This is a genomic window from Stenotrophomonas sp. YJH_SMC_135 (assembly GCF_059372355.1).
Map to the genome: position 1 here is coordinate 215,681 of NZ_JCAFVN010000004.1, position 25,852 is coordinate 241,532.

The window sequence follows — 25,852 nt, forward strand, 5'->3', positions numbered from 1 at the left end:
TCACATGCCCGCTTTTGCAGCGTCGAGCAAGGCTCGGCGCTACAAGGGCGGGAGCCAGGGGGATTACACCGGGTAGCCGGTGGCTTCCCGTGCCTTCTTCCAGGCGGCTTCGAATTCACGCGCGGAGATTTCGTCGTCCTCGTCGAAATCCAGGAACGACACCGGCTGGTCGGCCAGCAGGAAACGGTCATCGCTGTGGGCGTGCTCGTCGGCCCAGACCATCTTGGTGCCGTAGATTTCCACCTGCCGCACGATCTTGTCGCCGCGCGCTTCCATCAGCACGTTGCCCTTGCCCAGGCCCGATTCGGCCCAGTGCTTGTAGTACTTCTTTGCGGCGGATTTCGCGCCGGGTTTTGCGTTGTGCTTTGCGTAGGTCATTGCAGGGGTCCTGGCCGCAGGCGCGGCCGGAAAGTTCGGAATGGCGCCATTATCAGGCATCCGGGGCCAGAGCCCTTTCCTTTGGAAAGGGATCCGCCCCCTGCTGGTTCAGTTCGGCAGGGGCACGCCCTTCGGCCACAGCATCCAGATGTTGCCCTTCTGCTTCATGTCGCCGGCCAGCTTGCCGGCGGCATCGCCACTGCCCCAGTACAGGTCGGCGCGCACCTCGCCGGCGATGGCGCCGCCGGTGTCCTGCGCAGCCACCGGGCGTACCACGGGCGTGCCATCGGGGCGCGTGGTCGACAGCCACAGCAGGCTGCCCAGCGGCACCACGGTACGGTCCACCGCCACGCTGTAGCCCGCAGTGAGCGGCACGTTCAGTGAACCGCGCGGGCCTTCCGGGCTGTCCGGATTGCGCACGAAGAACACGTAGCTGGGATTGCTGCGCAGCAGTTCCGGCACGCGCGCGGGATTGGCCCGGGCCCAGGCGCGGATCGCGTCCATGGTGACGTCTTCCTTCTTCAGCTGGCCCTGGTCCACCAGCCAACGACCGATGGCACGGTAGGGGTGGCCGTTCTGTTCCGCATAGGCCAGCCGTACCTGCTTGCCATCGGCCAGGCGCACGCGGCCGGACCCCTGGATCTGCAGCAACTGCAGGTCCATCGGATCGGTCAACCAGGCCAGCACCGGCGCCTTGGCGCCCTTGGCCGCGATGGTGCCGGCGTCGTCATAGGGCTTGAGCACCTTGCCTTCGACGCGCCCGCGCAGGCGCTTGCCCTTCAGTTCCGGGTAGAGGCTGTCCAGCTGCACCACCACCAGATCATCCGGCGTGCCGTACACCGGCACCGTCGCCTTGTCGGTGCGGGTCAGGCTGCCGGGGTAGATCGGCTCGTAGTAGCCGGTGATCAATCCGTCGGCCTGATGGCCACCGGCACGCAGCGCATAGGCATCGAGGTCGCGCTGCAGGAACTGGCGGATCGCGGCCGGGTCCTTGTCTGACACCGCTGCGGCGGTGGCGCAGGGCTTGGCCCAGACAGCGTCGCTTTTCAGGCGGGCGCAGCTGCTGCGCCAAGCCACGAAGCCGGCCTGCAGATCGCTGTCCGAGACCGCTGGCAGGGCTTTCCAGTCGACCTTGGCGTAGGTGGCCGCCGGCGGTGAGGTCGGCGTGGGCGCTTCGGAACCCGTGCGCGGAGCCGTGGTGGCGCAACCGGCGAGCACCGCCGCTGCCAACAGGGTCCAGTTCTTGCGCTTGAAGAAGGTAGCGGAATCGATCATGCCGCCATGGTGGCGGGCCGGCTGCTGGGCGGCAACCCAGCGCGAGGCCGAGCGTTCATGCGCGGGGTCACGGCGTCTGCAGCAGCAGCGAGTGCAGGATGCGGGCGTCTTCGGCATCCAGCGTCTTCGGCAGGTCGTCGCGGCCACGGAAGCGGCGGTGGAACGCAGCGACGGTGGCGTCGCGGTTGTCGAGCGGATAGCCGAAGCGGGCCAGCGCATTCCACGCGTCGAATCCTTCCGGTGCCGCGCCGTCGGCCGCGCGCGGCCACACGCCGAAGCCGGCCTCGGCCAACTGCTGCCATGGGAAGAAGCGGCTCGGATCCTGCTTGCGCGTCGGCGCCAGGTCGGCATGGCCGATCACCTGGCGCGGCGGGATGTTCAGGCGCGAGGTGAGGTCGCGCAGCAGCAGGATCAGCGATTCGATCTGCGCCGCACTGAACGGGCTGCGGCCATCGTTGTCGAGCTCGATACCGATCGAAGCCGAGTTGAGATCGGTGATGGTGCCCCAGCGCCCGGCGCCGGCGTGCCAGGCACGGCGCTCATCAGCGACCAGCTGGTAACGATGGCCATCGGCGCCGATCAGGTAGTGCGCACTGACCGGCCCACCGCTGTTGGCCGTGCGCAACGTATGCAGGCTCTGCTGCACCGATTTCTGCTCGGTGTGGTGGATGACGATGATGACCGGGGTGCGCGCGTTCTGGTTGGGTGATGGGACCCAGGTGGCGAGCGGGTTGTGCTGCACAGGCGCGGTGGCGGTGCAGGCCGCCAGGACCAGCACTGAGAGGGCGGACAGCAGCAGGCGAGGGAGACTCATGGTGTGATTCTAACCACAGGCGATGAAGAGTCGCGGTCGCGAGATCCCGGACCAGCACGTCCCGACTTCAGTGTTCGGGGTCGAAGCAGCCGCCGGCCTGAGTGAACCTTTGGACGGCGTCCTCCCCCTCTGCCTCGTACTCGATGGCGAACGGCATGGGCGGACGATGCTTCTTGTGCGGATTCATGCTTCGAAACACTGCGTAGCCCTCAAGCACAGCCAATATCTGGGGTCGCGTCAGCAAGACAACGTCCTGGGAGTTCCATCGCGAATACACCAGGAGGAAATCGGCTGCCCGCAGGACGGCATGCCCCTCTCCATAGTGGACGCATGCGCTGCCCTCGTCATCCCTTGTGGGCGCAGCAAAGGCACTGCGGGTCCGCAGTTCGCTGCCGCAGCCGAGATGGCCGAAGTCTCCATCCAGCCATGCTGCGATTTCACCGACACCCCGTCCCTGCCCATGGTGGACGACCGGCGCGTCACCGATCTTCTCTTCTCCGGAAGGAACGTGGCAATCGCCGGTCCAGTAGGGGAAAAGAACTGCACGGATAGTCATTCGAAACCCATTCCCTGGTGCCGCAACGGAAACCCCTGTCCCACTTCCAGTCTACCCGACCTGATCAAGGATCACGTCAATCACGCCTGCCCGCTCAAGGCGTGACTTCACTCCCTCACTGACGATCAGTGCAGCACCGAAGTTGTCCACATGATCCACATCACCCAGCACCCATTTGCTGCCAATGCCGCTGCATGGACGGAGCCTGAAATAGTTCACGCCTGCTCCTTGCGCGCTGGACGCCGTTCGGAATCTGGGGCGACACCCGCCCCGACAACGGGACAGGTCGTCCTGATCCAGAGCACAGCTTGAAGGAAAAGGGCATCTTCTACGAGAAGCCGTTCCGCAAAAGGCGCTTCAGGCGATGGGGAACAGCGGCCCACGACTCCAGGGCACTCCGGCATCGGAGAACAGCCGTTCGATCTCATCCTGGAATCCTGGATGAAATGTCGTCTCACCGCTCGACTGCGAACGCAGGTAACGCGAGACCAGATCCAGGCACAGCTCCGTCGCTTCCATGTAGGTATCCAGCCACAGCACCTGCCCCTCGTCGGAAAGCTGATCCGGACGGACAACCGAGAGCTTGTGGCAGAAGGCATCGATGCTGGAAAGCCCCAGCTCCGGAGGCAGGCCGTAGGAGAGTCGCCACAGACCGGAGGAAAGGCAGCGACAGGTGAGCTCCACAGCGAAGCTCCAGTGTTCTCGATCTCCTGCGCCGGCCACACTACGCACCAGCGCATGCGGACTGTAGTCGTCCAGGGTCAGCAGGTAGACATACCATTCGATGTCTTCCATCACTGCTGCGGAAGTCGCCTGGATCACGCCTACTCCGTTCTGTAGTCCATCGAGGTCGTTGGAGGCGTGTACACGCCCACCTGCAGACAGCCATTGGAGCAGGAACGGTAGAGCCACGCCATGCGTGGATGGGCTACCCGCTGTGCCGACCAACGGTCGGCACCCACCAGAGCAGGAACAGTGCCGAGCAAGCTCGGCACCCACCAGAGCTGTAGAAGTGCCGACCAACGGTCGGCACCCACCACGTCAGTGCGCCGCCACGTCAGGCCTCGTAGGCGGACTCGCCGTGCGAAGTCACATCCAGGCCGGTGCGCTCTGCTTCTTCGGTCACGCGCAGGCCGACCACGACCTTGACCACCAGCAGGATGACCGCGGTCACCACCGCCGACCACACCACGGTCAGGCCGACGCTGACCACCTGCACCCAGACCTGATGGGCGATATCCAGATCGGCCTTTGTGCCGCCCAGCGACTGCGCACTGAACACGCCGGTGAGGATCGCGCCGACGATGCCGCCGACACCATGCACACCGAACACGTCGGCGGTGTCGTCCACCTTCAACAGGCGCTTCAGGCCGGTCACGCCCCACACGCAGACCACGCCAGCGACGAAGCCGATCACGATCGCGCCAAGCGGCCCGACGGTGCCACAGGCCGGGGTGATGCCGACCAGCCCGGCCACCGCACCCGACGCAGCGCCCAGTGCCGACGGCTTGCCCTTGCCGATCGCTTCCACCAGCGTCCAGCCAAGCACGGCGGCAGCGGTGGCCAGCACGGTGTTGAGGAAGGCCAGCGAGGCCACGGTGTCGGCCGCTGCTGCCGAGCCAGCGTTGAAGCCGAACCAGCCCACCCACAGCAGCATCGCGCCGATGTAGGTAAACGGCACATTGTGCGGCTTCAGCGCGGTCTGGCCATAGCCCAGGCGCTTGCCGACGAACCACGCGCCGACCAGGCCGGCGACGCCCGCGTTGATGTGGACCACGGTACCGCCGGCGAAGTCGATGGCACCCAGCTCACCCAGGTAGCCGCCACCCCAGACGATATGTGCCATCGGGATGTAGCTGAGGGTGAACCACAGCGCCGAGAACAGCAGCACCGCGCGGAACTTGATGCGCTCGGCGAAGGCACCGACGATCAGCGCGGTGGTGATGCCGGCAAAGGTCGACTGGAACGCGACGAACAGATAGTCCGGCAGGCCCTTGATCGGCGTGTTGCCCACCGACTCCGGGGTGAAGCCCTTGAGGAAGGCGAATTCGGTGAACGAGCCGAAGAACGGATTGCCGGCGCTGAACACCGCGCTGTAGCCATAGGCCACCCACAGCAGCAGCACCAGCGAGAACACCACCAGGATCTGGCTGAGCACCGACAGCACATTCTTCGAACGCACCAGGCCGCCGTAGAACAGGGCCAGGCCCGGTACCACCATCAACAGCACCAGCAGGGTCGAGGTGAGCATCCAGGCGACGTCGCCACGATCATAGGCGGCGGCCGCTTCGGCCACGGCCGGCGCCGCGGCGGTGGCGGCCGCATCGTGCAGCGGCTCGACCGCCACGCTTTCGCTCGGCAACGGCGATACCTGGGCCTGGGCATGGGCGCTGCCCGGCCAGGCACCGGCGGCCAGTGCGCTGAGCAGCATCAACAGGCACACCAGATGGAACCGGGCTTGCCACCCGGTGAGAAGGCGCATCTTCATGGGGGGAATCTCCGGAAGGGGGTTACAGCGCGTCGGCACCGATTTCGCCGGTGCGGATGCGGATGACCTGTTCGACGGCGGTGACGAAAATCTTGCCGTCACCGATCTTGCCGGTGCCTGCCGACGACTGGATCGCTTCGATCACCGCGTCGGCACGCTCGTCGGTGACCACCGTTTCGATCTTGATCTTGGGCAGGAAATCGACGACGTACTCGGCGCCGCGATACAGCTCGGTGTGGCCCTTCTGGCGACCGAAACCTTTCACTTCGGTCACGGTGATGCCCGACACGCCTGCATCGGACAGGGCCTCGCGGACCTCGTCGAGCTTGAACGGTCGGATGATGGCGGAGATCAGTTTCATGCGCATGTCCCGAGGGTGGATGGGGCCAGCGCGCCAGCGCGCGTTGGCATCAGGCAACCACGGGTCATCAGGATGATGACCGTGGCTGTTGCACCGGACACGTACAGGGCCGGGACGGCCGTGCCTCTCTCCTTGCACGACCGACGCGGGAGGGAGGGCGGCCCTGGTCGCGTATCCGGTCTCTCTCTTGCCCCTGGATAGGGATCAGCGCCCATTCGTAAACGAACGGGATCCGACCCCGATCTGACCGCGGCTCCCCAGCCGCGAAAACGGAAGCGATGACGGCGGGTGGGAGGGGGAACCCACCGCCATCGCATCCGGTCAGCTGGCGTAGTACAGCTGGTATTCCAGCGGGTGGGTGGCCGCGCGGAACTTGGTCACTTCCTGCATCTTCAGCGCGATGTAGCCGTCGATGAAGTCATCGCTCATCACGCCGCCGGCCTTCAGGAACTCGCGGTCCTTGTCCAGCGCTTCCAGCGCCTGGTCCAGCGAGGAGCAGACCTGCGGGATCAGCTTCTCTTCCTCCGGCGGCAGGTCGTACAGGTCCTTGTCGCTCGGTGCACCCGGGTCGATCTGGTTCTTGATGCCGTCCAGGCCGGCCATCATCAGTGCGGTGAAGGTCAGGTAGCCGGACTGGATCGGGTCCGGGAAGCGCATTTCGATGCGGCGCGCCTTCGGGTTGGACACCCACGGAATGCGGCACGAGGCCGAACGGTTGCGGGCCGAGTAGGCCAGCATCACCGGCGCCTCGAAGCCCGGCACCAGGCGCTTGTAGCTGTTGGTGCCCGAGTTGGCGAAGGCATTGATGGCCTTGGCGTGCTTGAAGATGCCGCCGATGTACCACAGCGCCAGCTGGCTCAGGCCACCGTAGCCGTCACCGGAGAACAGGTTGGTGCCGCCCTTGGACAGCGACTGGTGCACGTGCATGCCGCTGCCGTTGTCGCCCACGATCGGCTTGGGCATGAAGGTAACGGTCTTGCCGTTGCGGTGCGCGACGTTCTTGATCACGTACTTCATGCGCAGCAGTTCATCGGCCTTCTGCACCAGGGTGCTGAACTTGGTGCCGATCTCGCACTGGCCCGCAGTGGCCACTTCGTGGTGCTGCACTTCCACTTCGATGCCGACCTGTTCCAGGGTCTTGCACATCTCGGCGCGCAGGTCGTGCAGGGTGTCGGTCGGCGGCACGGGGAAGTAGCCGCCCTTCACGCCCGGACGGTAGCCGCTGTTGGCGCCGTCGTACTTGGCGCCGCTTTTCCAGGCGGCTTCTTCGGAATCGACCTTGAAGAAGGTGTTGCCCATTTCATTGGCGAAACGGACCGAGTCGAAGATGAAGAACTCCGGCTCCGGGCCGAAGAACGCGGTTTCGGCGATGCCGGAGGACTTCAGGTAGGCCTCGGCGCGCTTGGCGATGCCGCGCGGGCAGCGGCCGTACGGCTGCATGGTGGCCGGATCGAGGATGTCGCAGCTGATCACGATGGTCGGATCTGCGTAGAACGGGTCGACGTAGGCGCTGGTGGTGTCGGGCAGCAGGACCATGTCCGATTCGTTGATGCCCTTCCAGCCGGCGATCGAGCTGCCGTCGAACATCTTGCCTTCTTCGAACAGCGACGGTTCGACAATGCTGACCGGGAAGGTGACGTGCTGCTCGACGCCACGCATATCCACGAAACGCAGATCGACGAACTCGATCTGGTTGTCCTTGATCAGCTTCTCAACGTTTTCCACGGACATCGGTACGACCTCGGATGGGGATGAATGCCTGCTGAGGTACAGCAACGACCGTGCCAACTTTTCGCTGGCCGCAAGTCATTGATTTCAAAAAGGGCGCTCCGTGGCGGTGCAGAACGGTGCGCACCAAACGGGTGCACCCGCCACCAGACGCACCCGTTTGGTGCGGCAGGGATCGTCTATCCTCTCGACCTTCTTCCTTCCGCCGCGCGTCACGCACCGTCCATGTCCGACCTGCTCTCCGCCCTGCTGCTGGGCATCCTCGAAGGCTTGACCGAATTCCTGCCGATCTCCAGCACCGGCCACCTGCTCATCGCCCAGCACTGGCTGGGTGCCCGCTCGGACTTCTTCAACATCGTCATCCAGGCCGGCGCGATCGTGGCCGTGGTGCTGGTGTTCCGCCAGCGCCTGCTGCAGCTGGCCACCGGCTTCAACCAGCGCGAGAACCGTGAGTACGTGTTCAAGCTGGGCGCCGCCTTCCTGGTCACCGCCGTGGTCGGCCTGGTGGTGCGCAAGGCCGGCTGGTCGCTGCCGGAGACGGTCAGCCCGGTGGCCTGGGCATTGATCATCGGTGGTGTCTGGATGCTGCTGGTGGAGGCCTACACCGCGCGCCTGCCCGACCGCGACCAGGTGACCTGGACGGTGGCGATCGGCGTGGGCCTGGCACAGGTCGTGGCCGGCGTGTTCCCCGGCACCTCGCGCTCGGCCTCGGCGATCTTCCTGGCCATGCTGCTGGGCCTGAGCCGCCGCGCCGCCGCCGCCGAGTTCGTGTTCCTGGTCGGCATTCCCACCATGTTCGCCGCCAGCGCCTACACCTTCCTGGAAATGGCCAAGGCCGGGCAGCTGGGCAGCGAGGACTGGGCCGACGTGGGCGTGGCCTTCCTTGCCGCGGCCATCACCGGCTTCGTCGTAGTGAAGTGGCTGATGGGCTACATCAAGTCGCACAGGTTCACCGCCTTCGCGATCTACCGCATCGCACTGGGCGCGGCGCTGCTGCTGTGGTTGCCCTCCGGCAGCTGAACAGCGCCGGGGTACGGTAACCCCGTTGCCGGCCCCACCCCGTTTCCCCCACGGTTCCCCAAGGAGAATCACCATGAACCGCAAGCTCACCCTGCTCCTCCCGCTGGCCCTGATGGCCGCCTGCAGCCAGACCCCGGCCCCGGCCGGCACCGGCGGCGACGACGTGGCCCCGGCCGCGGCCAAGGCAGCAGACCAGCAGACGCTGGCGCACCTGGATGCGCAGCGCCTGCAGAGCCAGCACTGGCTGCTGCAGCAGGCCACCGGCGCCGACGGCAAGCGCATCGACGCGCTGTTCGCCCGCGAAGACAAGCCGGTCACCCTGGACTTCGCAGATGGCCGACTGTCGGTCAGCAACACCTGCAACCGCATGGGCGGCGGCTACACCCTGGCCGACGGCAAGCTGACGGTCAGCGCGATGGCCTCGACCATGATGGCCTGCACCGACAAGGCGCTGATGGCGCTGGACGAAGCCGTGTCGAGCCGCCTGCAGGGCGAGCTGAAGGCCGAGCAGGATGCCGATGGCAAGCTGACGCTGACCAACGCCAAGGGCGACGTGCTGGTGTTCAACCCGGAGCCGACCGCTGAAACCCGCTACGGCGGCGCCGGCGAAACCGTGTTCCTGGAAGTGGCCGCCAAGACGCAGAAGTGCTCGCACCCGCTGATCCCGGACTACCAGTGCCTGCAGGTGCGCGAAGTGAAGTTCGACGACAAGGGCCTGAAGCAGGGTGAGCCGGGCAAGTTCGAGAACTTCTACGGCACCATCGAGGGCTACACCCACGAAGACGGCGTGCGCAACGTGGTGCGCGTGAAGCGCTACGAAGTGAAGAACCCGCCGGCCGATGCGCCGTCGCAGGCGTACGTGCTGGACATGGTGGTCGAGTCGGCCATCGAGAAGTGATGTAGCGCCGACTGTTGGTCGGCTGCATCTTGAAGGGCGGCCGCAAGGCCGCCCTTCTTCATTGACGTTGTAGCGCCGACCGCTGGCCGGCTGCCCTGCGGAGCACCGCCAACACACGGATATTGCCGGCCAGCGGCCGGCACTACCCGCATGCATCAGGGAGATCGGCATGAAGCACGTCCCCGCCTTCACCATTGTCGCGCTGCTGGCCATGTCTACGGCTGTGGCCGCTGCCAGCACGCCCACCACCGGGCAGCTCGAGGCACATCCGTGGCAACTGGCGCGCGCCACCGACGCACAGGGCCGGCGCATTGACGCGTTGTTCGTGCGTGGTCGACCGCCCTACACGCTGCGCTTCCAGCCCGGCTACATGAGCCAGTTGAACCTGTGCAACCAGTCAAGCAGCACCTATCACCTGCAAGGTGACCGGCTGGTCCTGGAGGGCGGCATCATCACCACAGCCGCGTGCATCCGGCCCGAGGTGGCCGAACAGGAACGTGTCGCCGGCACGCTGGTGAATGCACGCGCAGAGCTGACGCTTGCGCTGGATGAACGTGGCCGCCTGCTGCTGCGCAATGCGCACGGCGATGTGCTGGTGTTCGCGCCGGTACCCGGTACGGACGAATGAAAAGGGCGGCCGCAGGGCCGCCCGTCTTCGTTGGCGATGGCGCCGGTCGCTGGCCGGCTGCCATGCGCGGATCCGGCAGCACACGGGCGTTGCCGGCCAGCGGCCGGCACGACCCGTCATGCCGCCTCAGCCCAGCGCCGGGTTCAAGGTGTAGGTGCCGTGCAGTGCCGCTTCGGCGAGCACGTGGCCGTGCATGGCGCGGTAGGCGTCGGCGGCGGTGAAGCGTGCCGGCAGCTGCAGCGATGCCACGTCCAGCGCGAACACGCGGAAGAAGTAGTGGTGCAGGCGTTCGTCGTTGAACGGCGGGTACGGGCCGTCATAGCCCAGGTAGTCACCGGCCATGTCCGGATTGCCTGCGAACCAGCCGGTGAAGTCGTTCAGGCCCTGGCGGCTGCCGGCCGGGCCGGCCGGTTCGGACTTGCCCTTCACCACGAAGCCGTCGCTGCAGCTGCCTGCGGCGATCTCGCGCACCGAGGCCGGAATGTCGGCCATTACCCAATGCACGAAATCACAGCGCGGCTGGTCGCGCGGCACGCTCATGTCGGTGCGGCCGACCGTCTCCGGCACGGTCGGCACGTCCGGATCGACACACACCAGCAGGAACGAACGGGTGCCCTCCGGCACATCGCTCCAGGCCAGGTGCGGATTGCGGTCCGGTGCGAAGCCCGCGGCATCGCCGGCGGCGAATTCGCGGTCGATCGGTGCACCGTTGGTCAGGCTGTGGCTGCTCAGTTGCATCGGCGTGTCCTCACTCTTCCGGGTAACCCAGGCGCACCGCGATCGGGGTGAGCTTGGCGAAGGCGGCGCTCATCACGTCGCGGTAGTTGCGCCAGTGGCCCGGCGGGAAGCGCGGCGCACCCAGTTGCGCGGCTGGCGGCATCGGCCGCTCGAACAGGCGGCCCAGCAGTTCGGCCATCGCCTGCGGATCGTTGCCGATCTGGTCGATGCGCAGCAGCACCTGCGGGTACAGATCGTCCTCGTGCAGGGCGGCGACCTGGGCCAGCGCGCGCGCCAGCCATTCGCTGGCTTCGGCCAGCGAGGTCATTGCCAGCGGTGCGGCGGCACCGTAGGCCACCCAGTCCAGCAGCATGTCGCGCGGATCGCGCAGCACCACCAGCAGGCGGCCCTGCGGCAGCTGCGGGCGCAGCGCCCACAGCAGCGCGTTGTCCCACCACAGCAGCCAGTCGATGATCGCGTCGTCCTGCACGCCGCGCGACGGCAGCTGTTCGCGCCAGCGCTGCACCAGCCGCTCCGGGGTCAGCACGCCCGAGGCAAGGTCCTGCAGCGTGTGGTAGTTCTGGAACGCGTCGTCGGGTGCGTTGGAGGTATAGCGGTCGCTGCGCAGCACCGGGCTGGCGGCGGCCAGGCCGGTCGCCACGCGCTCCACGCCCGAACCCGGCGCGCCCCACAGGAAGATCGGCGCGGAAGTGGCATCACCGTCGATCTCGCCCTTGTCCGGCCAGCTCGGCGGCGCCTTGGCCTGCGGCGGCAGCGGCAGGCGCTGCGGTGCCTGGTCGGCCTGCAGTGCCAGCCAGGTCTGCAGCGCGTCTTCGTGCTGCCCGGCGCGATCCTGGATCTCACCCAGCCAGGTGCGCAGGTCGGCGCGGTGGCCTTCCGGTGCCATGTCGATCAGCGCCTGCACGCGGGCGACCGCGGCGGCCGGATCGCGCTGCAGCAGGCCTTCGACCAGGCGGGTTTCGCCGCTGACGCGGCCCGGTTCGAGGTTGACGATGCGCTCGGCGATCGCTTCGGCCTGGGCGTGTTCGCCCACCATGTCGTGCAGGCGCAGGCGCGCTTCCAGCGCCGGCAGGTGGCCCGGCATCGCGTCCATCCAGCGCTCGACCGTGGCGGCGGCGGTGGCACTGCCGACCTCTTCCACCGCCAGGCGTGCCAGCCACAGGTCGTGCAGCTGCGGGTGCTGCTCCAGGGCGGCATCCAGGCGTGCGCGGGCCTCGTCTTCGCGGCCCAGGCGCTGCCAGGACATCAGCAGCAACTGCAGTACGTCGCGGTCGTCAGGCAGCGATTCCAGCAACGGCAGCAGGTGCTCCAGCGCCTGCAGCGGCTGGCCGCCGCGCAGTGCCAGTTCGCCGGCCAGGCGGCGCATCGATGGCGTATCCAGGCCCTGCTGCTGCAGCGCGATCTGCATCGCTTCGGCGGCAGCGTCCAGGTTGCCCTGGCGCATGGCCAGCTGCACCACCAGGCCATGCAGCGAGGCGATGGTCGGGTTCAGTTCCAGCACGCGGCGGAACGCCTGCTCGGCGAAGGCCAGCATGTTCTTGCCCAGGTAGGCGAAGCCCAGTGCGTAGAGCACGCGAATGTCGTTGGGCTGGGCCTGGTTGGCAGCCGACAGCAGCGTCAGCGCGCGATCGGCATCATCGCGGCGCAGCGCGATCATGCCGTCGATGGTCAGCAGTTCCGGGTGGTCCGGTTCGACACGCGAGGCCAGGGTGGACAGGCGCTGCGCTTCATCGAAATCGTTGCGGCCGATCGCCAGGTGGGCCTGCATCAGGTAGGCAGCGAAGGCGTTCGGGTCCAGCCCGGTGGTGCGCGTCAGTGCTTCGCCAGCGCCGTCGAACTGGCGCAGGGCCAGCAGCAGGCCGGCGTGCTGCAGGTGCAGCTGGGCATTGTCCGGGGCCAGCTGCAGCGCCTGCTGCAGGGCCTCCATCGCGTCCTCGGCCTTGCCCTGCTGCTGCAGCGCAAGCGCCAGCCAGCGGTGGGCCTCGGCCTGGCCGGGTTCATCACGGGTCCACGCCTGGGCCAGCTGCACGGCCTGGTCGGCCTCGTTCTGGCGCAACGCTTGGATGATCTGGTCTTGCATGGCGGTCCGGTTCAAGGGCAAACCCGCATTGTAGCGGCCTGCGCGCCCGTGCCGGTTCAGCCTTGCAGCACGCGCTGCAGGCGCTGCGCCACCCAGCGCTCGGAGAAGCCGTCACCGCGCCAGTTTTCCAGGAAGCCACAGTGGCCGCCCCAGCAGGCGGTTTCCAGGTGCGCCTGGCGCGGCAGCTGCCAGTCGCTGAAGGTCGCGTACGGGATCACCGGGTCATCCTGCGCCATCAGGATGTCGGCCGGCACCTGCAGCGAGGACAGGCGGTCGCCGGCAATCGAGTAGCCGTCGAAATAGGCCTGCAACGAGCCGAAACTGGTGTGGCGCTCGACCAGCCAGGCGGTCAACGCGCGGATGTCCAGCTTCAGCACGCGGTCGTCGCAGTCGCTCAGTTCGGGGAACAGGTCGCGCTTGCGCCGCAACGAACCGGCCCACTTGCGCCGGAAGTACCAGTCGTACATTGCCGGGCCGTTCTCGATGCTCTCCATGGTCAGCGCCGGGTCCAGCACCGGGCATACCGAGGCGACGCGCAGCAGCGGCACGCCGGCCGCCGGCGCACGCAGGGCCAGGCGCAGCACGAAGTTGCCGCCCAGCGAGTAGCCGGCGGCCACCAGCGGCAGCTGCGGCCAGCGCTGGGCGATATCGCCTGCGGCATGCACCACTTCGTCGATCAGGTTGGAGTGGAAGATGCCGGGGTTGAGGTGATGGGTATTGCCGTGGTCGCGGAAATTCAGCCGCACCACGTCGAAGCCCTGTTCGAGCATGCGCGCGGCCGCCATGCGCATGTAGCTGGATTCGGCACTGCCTTCCCAGCCGTGCAGCAGCAGGGCCATGCCCTTGGGTTCGCGACCTTCGACATGGCTGTGCCAGCCCTGCAGGCGCACGCCGTCGCCGCCGTCGAGGATCAGTTCTTCGCTGATCGCGCCGGTCGCGGCCAGCAGCAGCAGGCCGCGCTGCAGGCGCATGCGGCTGGAGCTGAGCATCGACTGCAGGTGCGGATTGCGCAGCCAGCGCGGTGGCTGGTAGTCAGCCGCGTGCAGCGTCGGCGTGCCGGCGTCCAGGACGGGTGGCGGGATCAGGGCCACCGCACCCTCACTGCGTGCTCATGGCCGCCACGATGCGCGCGCGCGACGTCTCCGCGATGCGCCGACGGCCTTCCAGGTCCTGCGCACCGATCGGTGCCAGGAAATGCACTTCCGCACGCCGCGCCGGCTCACCGAGCAGGCGCAGGAAATTGGCGAAGAAACTCTCGCCGGGGCCGAACGCGACAATGGTCTGCGCGTCGCCCTTGAGCCCGTACACCAGAGCCACCGGCTGCACCGGCACGCCGGTCTCAACCGCCGCCTGGAAGATGCGGGCATGGAACGGGCCCACTTCGTGGCCACCGCGGGTACGCCCTTCGGGGAACACGCCCACTGCCTTGCCTTCGCGCAGGCGATCGGCCATCACCTGCATCACGCCACCGAGCGATTCGGTGTTGCCGCGCTGGTGGAAGATGGTCTGCCCGCGCGCGGCCAGCCACCCGACCAGCGGCCAGCTGGCGATCTCGCGCTTGGCGACGAAGCCCATCATGCGCTGGCTGTGCAGGATGCAGATGTCGACCCAGCTGACGTGGTTGGCGACGAACAGCACGGCGCCGGGCAGCGGCCTGCCGATCTGCACCAGGCGGAAGCCGAAGATCCACATCAGCCCCCCCTGCCACCAGTTGACCACTTTGGCCCCCAGGGTCGCCTCGCCCACGCGCAGTTCGCCCCACGGCCGAAGCATGCCGATCAGGATGAGCGGCAGGAACACGATGATGTGGACCAACAGCAGCGGTACGCGGTACAGGTAACGGCACACACGCGCCACGCCGCCGCGGGGGGCCGGAGTGGGGGAAGTCATCCGCGCACGATACCGGAGGGCCGTCATCGCTGCCAGCCGATTTAGGCCATAACACCCATCGACCGGGGCAATCGGCAGGGAACGCTGGGTTCCGCTGCCGTCACCGCCCGTCCGGGGCTCAGCCGTGGCCGGCCGCCACCACCGCCAGGGTCAGCCGCGAGATGCACACCAACCGGCCCTGCTCGTCCTCGATGCGGATCTCCCACAGCTGGGTGCTGCGGCCCACGTGCAGCGCGCGGGCGGTGCCGGTGACCGTGCCCGAACGCACCGCACGCACGTGGTTGGCGTTGATTTCCAGCCCCACGCAGATCTGCTTGGCCGTATCCACGCACAGGTTGCCGGCGCTGCTGCCCAGGGTCTCGGCCAGCACCACCGACGCGCCGCCATGCAGGATGCCGTAGGGCTGGCGGGTGCGCTCGTCCACCGGCATGGTGGCCTGCAGCCAGTCGTCACCGGCCGCGCTGAAGACGATGCCCAGCGACGCGATCGCGGTGTTGCGGCTGAGCGTATTGAGCTGCTCGAGGGAAACGGCTTCGCGGAACACCTGGGTCATGCGGGCACCTTCAGAGGATGGGAACGAGGCCGGCGCCGAATGCGGTCAGCATGCGTACCAGCAGCCACTTCGGGCCGACATTGACCTCGGGGAAATCACCCACGGCGACATAGCAGCGGTGGAAGCCCGGGTCCTGCCGGGGCAACGGCTGCGGGCAGTCCGGGCCGGGCTTGAACTCGTAGTCGGTGGCATAGCGCCACGGCCAGAAGTCGAGGATCGGCAGTGCTTCGGAGGCCTTGCCGACGCTGTAGTTGAGCCCGGACAGCACCGGCGGCTTGGCCCGCGGCGCCACCGTCCACGAGTTCTGCGGGTGGGTGTCGCGCAGGATGCTCTCGGCCAGCTGCTCGGCGAAGGCCGGGTCGTCAATGATCACCGCGCCTTCGGTGTTGTAGTTCTCGCTGCGCGGGTCGAAGTTGTGGGTACCGACCACGCCGATGCGGCGATCGACCACCAGCGACTTGGCATGCAGGCCCATGCGCGCGCCCTTGCGGGTGACCGGCAACGGCTTGTTGACCGCCTTGCTGCCCAGGAACGAGGGCCGGGTCTCGGTGCGCAGCAGGCGGGTCTCGACCTCGCTGCCGGCCGCACGGCGGCGCTCGCGCGCGTTCTGGTAGGCACTGCCGGTGCGCGGATGGTTCACCGGCCCCTGCTTGCCGGTGGGTGCCGGATGCTCATCGCGATCGCGACGGTCGCCGGCATTGCTGCCGGCAGCACTGCCGCCGATCAGCGGGTTGCGCCCGCCGTCGTCGTCGCCTTCCGGCGCGGCGATCGGGTCGGGCAGCAGGTTGCGGTAATCGACCGGTGCATCCAGCGGGAACGGCTTGTATTCGAAGATGTTGAAGCCCAGTTCGCGCATGTTGCGCCGCTTGTACTTGTACGACAGCGCATAGACGATCGGGTTGTCGGTCGCCGCCAGGCTGTTGCTGGACACCACCACGCGCGGCGGCTGCGGTCGCTTGCGCAGCTCGCGGAACAGCTTCTGCGCCGGTTTGGACAGCACCAGGTACGGCGTCTGCAGGATCACTTCCTTCTGCGCGCCGGCGATCAGCGCATCCAGCTGCGGCTCGGTCACGTGCTGTCCGGCCAGCGGCGCATCGGCCTTCTCGCGCCGGTGCTTGCGCGGCAGGTCGGCGACATAGCGCACCGAGGCCACCGGCAACGCGGTATCGACGAAGGAACGGCTGACGAAGTCCATGTCATTGGCTTCGGCACTGACCCGCTCCACCCGCTCGGGGCGGCGGAAGCTGGCCGGCGGCAGGGTCGGCACGCCCTCGCGCAGCAGGGTGCGGCCGACATCGTTCAGGCGCTCGGCCGGCACGCTGCGCCTGGCGCGCCAGAAGGCATCGAAGTTGGCCGCCATCGCCCGCGCCTCCGGGCCGGCGATCAGCACGTCGCGGTCGCGGAAGTTGTACTCGCGGTCCCAGTCATAATAGTCGTCCTGGTAGTTGCGGCCGCCGACCACGCCGATCGCATCGTCGATCACCAGCAGCTTGTTGTGCATGCGCTGGTTGAAGCGGCGGAAGCAGCACAGCACGCTGCCGGCATAGTCGAAGTAGTTCAGCCGGGCCTTGCCGAAGGTCGGGTTGTAGACCCGCAGCTGGAAGTTCTGGTGCGCGCCGGACAGGGCGCCGAGGATCTGCAGGTCGGAGATCGCCGAGAGCTGGTCGATCAGCACCCGCACCTTCACCCCGCGCCGCGACGCGGCCAGCAGCTCGTCGATGACCAGCCGGGCACTGTCGTCCTTGTCGAAGATGTAGGTCTGCAGGTCGATGCTGCGGGTGGCGCTGCGCAGCAGGTTCAGGCGCGCGACCAGGGCACCCTCGCCCTCGTCGAGCAGGGTGGCGTAGTGGCGTGGCTGTTCCGGGGTGGATTCGGTGAACGCCCGGCCCGCCAGCGCACGCAACGGCGAGTCCTGCGCGCAGCGGTCGGCGCGCTGGCAGTCGACGTCGGTCGAGCGCGCCTGCACGGCAATCGCTTCGGCACGGTCACGCTCGGCATGCGAGAGCGATGCACAACCGCTGCCCAGCAACACGGTTGCCAGCGCCAGTACGCGCAGCAGGAGGTTCACGGTTTCGGCGCCTCGCTCAGGCGCGCACGCAATACGAAGGTCACTCGGTCACTCAAGGCTAGCTGCCAGCTGTCCATTCCGTACCGGCCTCGCTGCACGGTACCGCGGCTGACGACGTCGCAATCATAGCCGGGTCGGGCGCACTCCGCCTTCTCGACCTGCAATGACTCGGGGTGGCTGATGCCGCGCAGGGTCAGCCGGCCGTTGATGGCGCCGCCCTGCTCCACGGTCTCCGGCCAGTAGGGCAGCGAGTCGAACTCGACCACCGGATGGCGCCCGGCATCGAAGAACTCCTCGCCGCGCATCCAGCCGGTATAGCGCGCCTTGCCGGGGATCTCCACCGAGCGGGTGAACATCTTCAGGTGCACCTGGTGACGGCCGTCGGACAGGATCTCGATACGCCCCTCGAAGTGCGGAAACACGCCTTCGATGCGCTGGCCGAAGCGGGTGCGCACCTCGAAGCCGATCCGCGAGCGCTGGGTATCCAGGCGCAATACCCGTGGCGCCTCGGCGGACACGGGCGGCAACGGGGTCGGTGGGGGCGCCGCGGCCCAGGCCGGGCCGAGCGCCAGCAACGCGGGCAGCAGGAAGCGGCTGCGCCGCGCCAGGCTCATCGGATCACGGCCACCAGAACGCGTTCAGGCTGGCCACGCCGGGTTCGATCGAGGCCTCGCGCGGGAAGCCAAGCACGGCCACGCCGCCCGGCGGCATGCCGCGATAGTCACTGCTGGTGCCGTCGGTCATCAGGGCCACCAGCTGCTCCAGGCCCGGGTTGTGGCCGACGATCAGCACCCGGTCCAGGTCACGACGCTCGTCCACCAGCGCCGCCAGGGTGCCCGGGGTGGCTTCGTAGATCCGGTCTTCCAGGCGCTTTTCGACATAGCCGATGGCCGTCATCACCGCTTCCAGGGTCTCGCGGGTACGTCGCGACGGCGAGCACAGCACGCAGTCGGGCAGCAGGTTGTTTTCCTTCAACCACTTGCCGGCGGCTTCGGCCTCGGCGAGCCCCACCGGCGACAGCGGCCGGTCGAGGTCGGCCTGGCCGGAAACGGCGGGTTCGGCATGGGCATGGCGCAGCAGGATCAGTTCACGCATCGCGGGTTTCCATGGAGAAGAGGATGCAGCAGGAGAAGTGAGGCAGGCATCAAAGCTTGAGCCAGGACAGCAGCGGCTCCCAGTCGGCCTGGTGTTCGCGCACCTGGGCGGAGCGATAGTCGAACAGGCTGCGGCCCAGGCCGGTCATGACCACGTAGCTCTGGCTGTCACGCAGCTGCGCGACCACCGGGTATGGCCATTCGGCCAGCATCTGCAGCGCCTGCTGCGAGGTCTGGGTCCAGGGCTTGGTGCGGTTGAGGACCAGCCCCACCGGCAGCTTGCGGCTGTGCACGCGCGGGTTCTGGGCCAGGCTGTTGAGGAAGCCGACGATGGCTTCGATATCCAGCGCCGAGGGCAGCACCGGCACCACCACGGCGTCGGCCGCGTCCAGGAAATGGGGGATATCGTCGGCCAGCGCACCGGCCGGTGCATCGATGATGACGGTATCGGTACCGTCGGGCAGCTTCTGCGCCCACTGCTTCTTCCGATACACATCGATGGGGAGCACCGCGCTTTCCAGCCCTGCACGCCGTTGTGCCCAGCGGGTGCTGGAGCCCTGCGGGTCGGCATCGGCGATCACCGTGGCCTTGCCCTGCAATGCCGCGTACGCGGCCAGGTGGGTGGCGACGGTGGTCTTGCCCACCCCGCCCTTGGAACCGGCCACCAGGATCGTCTTCATGCCAGCCTCGCTTCCGGGTACGTGCCCCGAGCGTACACCGGCGGTGGTGACGGGAGGTAGCACCGTGCTGAACCAGTGGCCATCGCCTTTGCTATCGTGGCGCCCCCGAAGGATCGAACCGGCATGAGCGAACTGCAGGACCTGAGCGCACTGATCCGCGCCAATACCCCCCTGATCGTGATCGAGACCCAGGATGAGGCCCGCATCGTCGAGCTGTTCCGGCAGACGCTGATGCACGTGTGGCGGGCCCTGCACCGCTGGTCCATCACCGAGGGCCTGCGTCGCATCGACCTGGACCGCGAGGACCCGCCGGTCGGCCCGCCCGATGCCAGCGCCGCCCTGCAGATGATCCGCCAAGCCGATCAGCGGGGTGTCTACCTGCTGCTCGATTTCCACCCCTACCTGGGGTATGCCAGCCACCAGCGCGCGCTGCGCGACCTGATCCAGCGCCGCCATAGCGAGCCGCATGTGCTGGTGCTGATCGGCGCCAAGGTCGAGCTGCCGGCCGAGCTGGAGGCCCTGGCGGTGCGCTTCAACCCGCGCCTGCCCGATGCCAACGCCCTGCTGAAGATGCTGCGCGAGGAGGCCGACGCCTATGCGCGCGAACACGGCGGCCGCCGTGTCGAGGTCGACAGCGAGGCGGTGAAGAAGATCCTGAAGAACCTGCAGGGCCTGAGCCTGGTCGATGCCCGCCGCATCGCCCGCCAGCTGATCTACGCCGATGGCGCGCTGCGCGACGACGACCTGCCGCAGCTGGCACGGCTGAAGTTCGAGCTGCTCAACCGCAGCGGCCACCTGTTCTTCGAGCATGACAGCGCGCGCTTCGGCGACGTGGCCGGTGCCAACCGGCTCAAGCGCTGGATCAGCCAGCGCCGGGTGGCCTTCATCGCCGGCTCGGCACCGGCCGGACTGGACCCGCCGCGCGGCATGTTGCTGCTGGGCGTGCAGGGCTGCGGCAAATCGATGCTGGCCAAGGCCACCGCCGCCGGCTTCGGCGTACCGCTGCTGCGCCTGGACGTGGGCGCGCTGTACAACAAGTACCACGGCGAGACCGAGGCCAACCTGCGCCAGGCGCTGGCCTCGGCCGAGCAGCTGGCGCCCTGCGTGTTGTGGATGGACGAGATCGAGAAGGGCCTGGCCAGCGGTGGCGAGGACGGTGGCGTATCGCGCCGCGTGCTCGGCTACCTGCTGACCTGGATGGCCGAACGCAAGGCGCCGGTCTTCATCGTCGCCACGGCCAACCAGGTACACGAGTTGCCGGCCGAACTGCTGCGCAAGGGCCGCTTTGACGAGATCTTCTTCGTCGACCTGCCCACGCCTGAGGTGCGTGTGGAGCTGCTGCGGCTGCACCTGGGGCGACGCCAGCTCAACGGCGACGACTTCGCGCTGCCGGCGCTGGCGGCCGCGGCCAATGGCTTCTCCGGCGCCGAGATCGAGCAGGCGATCGTGGCCGGGCTGTATGCGGCGCACGCCGAAGGCCGGCCGTTGGATACCGAGCTGCTGATGAACGAGATCCGTGCGACGCGGCCGCTGTCGGTGCTGATGGCCGAGCAGGTAGAGGCATTGCGGGCATGGGCGTCGGGGCGGACGGTTTCCGCGGACGATTGAGGGGTTCCGGCGAACGGCGCAGCCCCTCGTGGCTGGTTGCTGAAAGCAACAGCTGCGGTTGGCGATCAGCCACGTGGAAGAAAGAAAAAGAGCAGAAGCAAAAGCAAAAGCGGTTGGCTGGCTGCTCTTGAGGCCCTGGGGTCAGATCCGTTTTCCAGAGGAAAACGGATCTGACCCCAGTTCGATTTCTATCCCTGGCAGATCTCATCCACGCATGGCATGGACCTACCGTGTCGACCAAGGTCGACACCTACCAACAGCCGCCGGAACCTGTCGAAGGCGGGGCACTGTGGGTTTGCGGGGTGTGAGCCGCATGGATGCGGCGACCAAGCCCCCATGGATGGGTTTACGGCGGCCCCGCAAACCCACAGTGCCCCGCCATCCCGCAGGAAGCCCGCTGTTGCTTCGGCTGCTGCAGTTGCTCCAGCCGTTGCCTCTGCGGGTGCCGGGTGCAACCCGGCCCCCCCCTTCCCTCAGGGCCAGGCCGGCGGCGCGGCCGCCCAGGCCTGCTGCACTTCCGCCAGCGAGGCGCGCTCGTCGTCACGCCACAATGGCAACAACTGCGCAAAGCGGCTGCTGTCGCTCCATTGCGTCGGCTCGGTACGCACCGCTGCGGCATACCACTGCACCGCCTCCTGCTTCTGCCCGGCCCGCCACAGCGCCAGCGCATAGGTGGGTGGCAGCCAGCCCGGCTTGCTCAGCGAACCACCGGCAGCGGCCTGCCATTGCTCCAGGGCGGCTTCAGGCTGGCCCTGACGCAACAGGTCCCAGCCGTAATTCCAGCGCACGCTACGGCCCAGGCTGCCCTGCACCGGCGCATCCTTCAGTGCTTCGCGATACAGCTGTTCACCCAGCTCGGTGCGGCCCTGCGCAATGGCCACCGACGCCAGCTGCACGGTGGCCTCCACGGTACGCCGGCCGCGCTCGCGCTGTTTGAGCAGCTGCGCCACCAGCGCATCCCCGTCGGACTGGACCACGACCATCGGCACGGCGGCCGCATCGCTGTCGAAGTAGAACTCCTGTGGTGCCGGCACCGCCGGCGCGGCCCACACGGGGGCCGTTCCCGAGACCAGCAACATGCTGCCCAGGATCTTTCCTGCAACTGACATCCCTTCTCCCCAGGCCGCAACCGCAGCCTCCCTCTCTCTCCCCGATCCTAACCCCAGCATGGCCGCCGGCGCGAGTGCCGGGCCGGTCGGGCCTCGCTGCTACAATTCGCGCCTTTCCCGCCGCGTGCCTGCACGCGGCCGGTGCCAGCCGATCCTGACCGGGCCAGCCATGACCAGTACCGCGCAACTCACTTCGCCCTCTTCCGCCGACCTGATCGACCGTGACTACACGCTCGACCACAAGTACACCCGCAACGAGGGGCGGATCTACCTGAGTGGCGTGCAGGCGCTGGTGAAACTGCCGTTGATGCAGCGGCTGCGCGACGCGCACGAAGGCATCGACAGCGCCGGTTTCGTCAGTGGCTACCGTGGCAGCCCGCTGGGCGGCTTTGACCTGGAGCTGTGGCGCGCGCGCAAGCACCTCGACGCGGCCAAGGTGAAGTTCACCCCCGGCCTGAACGAGGACCTGGGCGCCACCATGGTGTGGGGCACCCAGCAGACCAACCTGTTCCCCGGCGCCAACGTGCAGGGCGTGTTCGGCATGTGGTACGGCAAGGGCCCGGGCGTGGACCGCTGCGGCGACGTGTTCAAGCACGCCAATGCCGCCGGCACCTCGCGCCATGGCGGCGTGCTGGCGCTGGCCGCCGATGATCACGCCTGCCGCAGTTCAACCCTGCCGCATGGCAGCGAGGACGAGTTCGTCAGCGCGATGATGCCGGTGCTGAATCCGGCCGGCGTGCAGGACATCCTGGACATGGGCCTGCTGGGCTGGGCGATGAGCCGCTACACCGGCCGCTGGGTCGGCTTCAAGACGATCGCCGAGACGGTGGAATCGTCGGCCTCGGTCGAGGTCGATCCGATGGCGCGCCGCATCGTGCTGCCGGAAGACTTCGAGATGCCGACCGGCGGCCTCAACATCCGCTGGCCGGACCCGCCGCTGGACCAGGAAATGCGCCTGCACCGCTATGCGGTGAAGGCCGCACAGGCGTTCGCCCGCGCCAACGGCATCGACAAGGTGGTGATGGACGCGCCGCGCGCGCGGCTGGGCATCGTCACCACCGGCAAGAGCTACCTGGACGTGCTGCAGGCGCTGGAATACCTGGGCCTGGATGAAACGGCGTGCGCCGACATCGGCATCCGCGTGTACAAGGTCGGCATGACCTGGCCGCTGGAGCCGCAGGGCATCGCGCGCTTCGCGCAGGGCCTGGAAGACATCATCGTGGTGGAGGAGAAGCGTGCCTTCATCGAGCGCCAGATGAAGGAACAGTTCTTCAACTGGCCGGCCAGCTGGGGCCAGCGCCCGTCCATCGTCGGCAAGTACGACGAGAGCGGCGAGTGGATCCTGCCGTCCACCGGTGAACTGACCCCGGCCACCATCGCCGGCGTGATCGGTCGCCGCATCCAGAAGTTCTTCAACAACGAATCGATCGAGCAGCGCCTGCAGTGGATGCAGGAGAAGGAAGCCGAACTTGCGTTGCCGCGCGCCAGTTTTCCGCGCGTACCGCACTACTGCTCCGGCTGCCCGCACAACACGTCCACCAACGTGCCGGAAGGCTCGCGTGCGCTGGCCGGCATCGGTTGCCATTACATGGTGACCTGGATGGACCGCAGCACCGATACCTTCACCCACATGGGCGGCGAAGGCGTGACCTGGGCCGGGCAGGCGCCGTTCACCGATACCCCGCACGTGTTCCAGAACCTCGGCGACGGCACCTACTTCCACAGCGGTTCGCTGGCGATCCGCCAGGCGGTCGCTGCCGGCGTCAACATCACCTACAAGATCCTCTACAACGATGCGGTGGCGATGACCGGCGGCCAGCCGGTGGACGGCCCGCTGAGCGTGCCGGACATTGCAAAACAGATGCGTGCCGAGGGCATCCACACCATCGTGGTGCTGTCGGACAACATCGGCAGGTGGACCGGCCAGCGCGAGCACTTCCCCAGCGACGTCGAGTTCCATGACCGCAGCGAGCTGGACGAAGTGCAGAAGCGCCTGCGCGAAGTGAAGGGTGTTTCGATCCTGATCTACGAACAGACCTGCGCCACCGAGAAGCGCCGCCGCCGCAAGCGCGGCAAGCTGGAAGACCCGCAGAAGCGGGTGCTGATCAATTCGCTGGTCTGCGAAGGCTGCGGCGACTGCGGCAAGAAGAGCTTCTGCGTGTCGGTGCTGCCGAAGGAAACCGAGTTCGGGCGCAAGCGCGAGATCGACCAGTCCAACTGCAACAAGGACTATTCCTGCGTGAACGGCTTCTGCCCGAGCTTCGTCACCGTGCACGGTGGCCAGCCGCGCAAGGGCAGCAAGCGCGATGCGTCCACGCTGCTGGACAACCTGCCGGCACCGACTCTCCGCGGCAGCCTGGAGCAGCCCTGGAACATCCTGATCACCGGCGTCGGCGGTACCGGCGTGGTGACCATCGGCGCGCTGCTGGGCATGGCCGGCCACCTGGAAGGCAAGGGCGCGACCGTGCTCGACCAGACCGGCCTGGCGCAGAAGGGCGGCGCGGTGACCACGCATATCCGCATTGCCCGTCGCCCTGAAGACATCCACGCCGTGCGTATCGCCGCCGGTGAAGCCGACCTGGTGCTGGGCTGCGACATGGTGGTGGTCAACGACTACTGGGCGCTTTCGAAGGTGCGTGCCGGCCGTTCGCAGGTGGTGCTGAACACCTACGAAGCGATGCCGGGCACCTTCACCACGCGCCCGGACATGCAGTTCCCCGCCGCCGACATCATTGCCGGCGTGCGCGTGGCACTGGGCGGCCAGGAACCACTGCTGCTCGATGCCACCCAGCTGGCCACCGCGCTGCTGGGCGATGCCATCGCCGCCAACCTGTTCATCCTCGGCTACGCCTGGCAGCAGGGCCTGGTGCCGCTGTCGTTCGACTCGCTGATGCGCGCCATCGAGCTCAATGGCGCGGCCGTGGCGATGAACCAGCAGGCGTTCGCCTGGGGCCGCCTGGCCGTGGTCGATCCGCAGGCCGTGCAGCAGGCGGCCGGCCTGGTGCGCAACCGCCACACCGATGCCGAATCCACCCCGGGCCCGCTGCATCCGCTGCCACCAGGCGAGTGGGAGGGCAATGAATGGGGTGCCACTGCGGCACCGCGCAACACCGGCGACGAACGCGAACTGCGCGGCCTGCCCTCGCACGGTGGCGACGTGGCGTTCCTGCCGCTGGATGACGCCCGCCTGTCGCGCTCGCTGGATGAAATGATCGAGCGCCGCGCCGCGTTCCTGGTCGAGTACCAGGACACTGCCTACGCCAACCGCTACCGCAGCCTGGTCGAGCGCGTGCGCACCGCCGAAGCCGACCGCATCGGCGGCTCCACTGCGCTGACCGAGACCGTGGCCCGCTACCTGTTCAAGCTGATGGCCTACAAGGACGAGTACGAAGTGGCCCGCCTGTACACCAGCGGCGACTTCCAGCGCCGCCTGCAGCAGCAGTTCGAGGGCGATTACCAGCTGCGCTTCCACCTGGCGCCGCCGCTGTTCGCCAGGAAGGATGAGCAGGGCCGGTTGCTGAAGAAGGAATACGGCCCGTGGATGTTCAAGGCCTTCGGCCTGCTGGCCAGGCTGAAGTTCCTGCGTGGCGGCCGCTTCGACGTATTCGGGCGCACCGCGGAACGCCGCATGGAGCGCAAGCTGATCGGCGATTACGAGGCCACCGTGCAGCTACTGCTGGACGGCCTGGATGACGACCGCCTGGCCCTGGCGGTGGAGATTGCCAGCATCCCCGAGCACATCCGCGGCTTCGGCCACGTCAAGGAAGCGCATTTCGAGCAGGCCAAGGCGCGCGAAGCGGCCCTGCTGGCGCAGTGGCGCAATCCGAAGGCGCTGCATATCGTGCAGGTGGCCTGAAGGGAGTGCCGGCCGCTGGCCAGCATTCAT

The 25,852-nt window shown here is 67.7% G+C and carries 24 protein-coding genes; 5 read left to right on the plus strand and 19 right to left on the minus strand.

The window, feature by feature from the left end; all coding sequences use genetic code 11:
- Window positions 1-63 precede the first annotated feature (63 nt).
- From AC5P98_RS15745 to glnA, 9 genes are all read right to left on the minus strand, one after another.
- A complete protein-coding gene (locus AC5P98_RS15745; RefSeq protein WP_005411860.1) occupies window positions 64-378 on the minus strand; it encodes a hypothetical protein in 315 nt (104 codons plus the stop codon).
- 108 nt (window positions 379-486) lie between these two features.
- Window positions 487-1,653: a murein transglycosylase A gene (gene mltA, locus AC5P98_RS15750; RefSeq protein WP_495230095.1), complete on the minus strand. Its 1,167-nt coding sequence runs from the start codon at window positions 1,651-1,653 to the stop codon at window positions 487-489.
- Window positions 1,654-1,720: 67 nt separating this feature from the next.
- Window positions 1,721-2,467, minus strand: a complete 747-nt coding sequence (locus AC5P98_RS15755) for an N-acetylmuramoyl-L-alanine amidase (RefSeq protein WP_069118180.1) — start codon at window positions 2,465-2,467, stop codon at window positions 1,721-1,723.
- Between the two features lie 67 nt (window positions 2,468-2,534).
- The gene (locus AC5P98_RS15760) at window positions 2,535-3,023 is read right to left on the minus strand and encodes a hypothetical protein (RefSeq protein ID WP_049408341.1); all 489 of its coding nucleotides are present in this window, start codon (window positions 3,021-3,023) and stop codon (window positions 2,535-2,537) included.
- Between the two features lie 51 nt (window positions 3,024-3,074).
- On the minus strand, window positions 3,075-3,242 hold the full coding sequence (locus AC5P98_RS15765; RefSeq protein WP_154806562.1) for a hypothetical protein: 168 nt from the start codon (window positions 3,240-3,242) through the stop codon (window positions 3,075-3,077).
- A gap of 138 nt (window positions 3,243-3,380) precedes the next feature.
- Window positions 3,381-3,845, minus strand: a complete 465-nt coding sequence (locus tag AC5P98_RS15770; RefSeq protein ID WP_495230096.1) for a hypothetical protein — start codon at window positions 3,843-3,845, stop codon at window positions 3,381-3,383.
- A 235-nt stretch (window positions 3,846-4,080) separates the two neighbouring features.
- On the minus strand, window positions 4,081-5,511 hold the full coding sequence (amt, locus tag AC5P98_RS15775) for an ammonium transporter (protein ID WP_053495709.1): 1,431 nt from the start codon (window positions 5,509-5,511) through the stop codon (window positions 4,081-4,083).
- Between the two features lie 22 nt (window positions 5,512-5,533).
- Entirely contained in the window at window positions 5,534-5,872 is a 339-nt protein-coding gene (locus tag AC5P98_RS15780) for a P-II family nitrogen regulator (protein WP_004134334.1), read from the minus strand.
- A 321-nt stretch (window positions 5,873-6,193) separates the two neighbouring features.
- Window positions 6,194-7,603 (minus strand): type I glutamate--ammonia ligase, encoded by a 1,410-nt coding sequence (glnA, locus tag AC5P98_RS15785; RefSeq protein ID WP_495230097.1) that lies wholly within the window; start codon window positions 7,601-7,603, stop codon window positions 6,194-6,196.
- 222 nt (window positions 7,604-7,825) lie between these two features.
- On the opposite strand from glnA, the gene AC5P98_RS15790 reads away from it, so the two are divergent.
- The 3 genes from AC5P98_RS15790 (at window position 7,826) to AC5P98_RS15800 (ending at window position 10,146) form a co-directional block, all read left to right on the plus strand.
- The gene (locus tag AC5P98_RS15790) at window positions 7,826-8,620 is read left to right on the plus strand and encodes an undecaprenyl-diphosphate phosphatase (RefSeq protein WP_014645490.1); all 795 of its coding nucleotides are present in this window, start codon (window positions 7,826-7,828) and stop codon (window positions 8,618-8,620) included.
- A gap of 73 nt (window positions 8,621-8,693) precedes the next feature.
- Complete coding sequence (locus AC5P98_RS15795; protein WP_032961635.1) at window positions 8,694-9,518, plus strand: META and DUF4377 domain-containing protein; 825 nt, start codon at window positions 8,694-8,696, stop codon at window positions 9,516-9,518.
- A 169-nt stretch (window positions 9,519-9,687) separates the two neighbouring features.
- Window positions 9,688-10,146 carry an META domain-containing protein gene (locus AC5P98_RS15800; RefSeq protein ID WP_049408347.1) on the plus strand — a complete coding sequence of 153 codons (459 nt, stop codon included), beginning with the start codon at window positions 9,688-9,690 and terminating at the stop codon, window positions 10,144-10,146.
- A 126-nt stretch (window positions 10,147-10,272) separates the two neighbouring features.
- Here the strand turns inward: AC5P98_RS15800 and AC5P98_RS15805 are convergent, their stop codons facing one another.
- The 9 genes from AC5P98_RS15805 to AC5P98_RS15845 all read right to left on the minus strand — a co-directional run bounded on the left by AC5P98_RS15805 (window position 10,273) and on the right by AC5P98_RS15845 (window position 19,249).
- Window positions 10,273-10,884 carry a YbhB/YbcL family Raf kinase inhibitor-like protein gene (locus tag AC5P98_RS15805; protein ID WP_014645487.1) on the minus strand — a complete coding sequence of 204 codons (612 nt, stop codon included), beginning with the start codon at window positions 10,882-10,884 and terminating at the stop codon, window positions 10,273-10,275.
- Window positions 10,885-10,894: 10 nt separating this feature from the next.
- Complete coding sequence (locus AC5P98_RS15810; RefSeq protein ID WP_053495707.1) at window positions 10,895-12,964, minus strand: tetratricopeptide repeat protein; 2,070 nt, start codon at window positions 12,962-12,964, stop codon at window positions 10,895-10,897.
- A gap of 56 nt (window positions 12,965-13,020) precedes the next feature.
- Window positions 13,021-14,010 carry a YheT family hydrolase gene (locus tag AC5P98_RS15815; protein WP_049408361.1) on the minus strand — a complete coding sequence of 330 codons (990 nt, stop codon included), beginning with the start codon at window positions 14,008-14,010 and terminating at the stop codon, window positions 13,021-13,023.
- 52 nt (window positions 14,011-14,062) lie between these two features.
- Window positions 14,063-14,854, minus strand: coding sequence for a lysophospholipid acyltransferase family protein (locus tag AC5P98_RS15820; RefSeq protein WP_032961622.1), 792 nt, complete (start codon window positions 14,852-14,854; stop codon window positions 14,063-14,065).
- A gap of 118 nt (window positions 14,855-14,972) precedes the next feature.
- The gene (locus tag AC5P98_RS15825; protein WP_014035502.1) at window positions 14,973-15,407 is read right to left on the minus strand and encodes a hotdog fold thioesterase; all 435 of its coding nucleotides are present in this window, start codon (window positions 15,405-15,407) and stop codon (window positions 14,973-14,975) included.
- A 10-nt stretch (window positions 15,408-15,417) separates the two neighbouring features.
- Window positions 15,418-17,475, minus strand: a complete 2,058-nt coding sequence (locus tag AC5P98_RS15830; RefSeq protein ID WP_049408351.1) for a phospholipase D family protein — start codon at window positions 17,473-17,475, stop codon at window positions 15,418-15,420.
- Window positions 17,472-18,089 (minus strand): YceI family protein, encoded by a 618-nt coding sequence (locus AC5P98_RS15835; RefSeq protein WP_014645483.1) that lies wholly within the window; start codon window positions 18,087-18,089, stop codon window positions 17,472-17,474. Before AC5P98_RS15835 ends, AC5P98_RS15830 begins: the two co-directional genes overlap by 4 nt.
- Window positions 18,090-18,093: 4 nt before the next feature.
- Complete coding sequence (locus AC5P98_RS15840) at window positions 18,094-18,570, minus strand: SixA phosphatase family protein (protein WP_014035499.1); 477 nt, start codon at window positions 18,568-18,570, stop codon at window positions 18,094-18,096.
- A gap of 49 nt (window positions 18,571-18,619) precedes the next feature.
- A complete protein-coding gene (locus tag AC5P98_RS15845) occupies window positions 18,620-19,249 on the minus strand; it encodes a nucleotide-binding protein (RefSeq protein ID WP_005420986.1) in 630 nt (209 codons plus the stop codon).
- A gap of 123 nt (window positions 19,250-19,372) precedes the next feature.
- Here AC5P98_RS15845 and AC5P98_RS15850 point away from each other — a divergent pair, with 123 nt between their 5' ends.
- Window positions 19,373-20,857, plus strand: a complete 1,485-nt coding sequence (locus tag AC5P98_RS15850) for an AAA family ATPase (RefSeq protein ID WP_014645482.1) — start codon at window positions 19,373-19,375, stop codon at window positions 20,855-20,857.
- A 473-nt stretch (window positions 20,858-21,330) separates the two neighbouring features.
- Here AC5P98_RS15850 and AC5P98_RS15855 read toward each other — a convergent pair whose 3' ends face one another.
- Window positions 21,331-21,966, minus strand: a complete 636-nt coding sequence (locus AC5P98_RS15855; protein ID WP_069118184.1) for a tetratricopeptide repeat protein — start codon at window positions 21,964-21,966, stop codon at window positions 21,331-21,333.
- Between the two features lie 169 nt (window positions 21,967-22,135).
- Between AC5P98_RS15855 and AC5P98_RS15860 the strand changes: the two genes are divergently transcribed.
- A complete protein-coding gene (locus AC5P98_RS15860; RefSeq protein ID WP_495230099.1) occupies window positions 22,136-25,822 on the plus strand; it encodes an indolepyruvate ferredoxin oxidoreductase family protein in 3,687 nt (1,228 codons plus the stop codon).
- Window positions 25,823-25,852 lie beyond the last annotated feature (30 nt).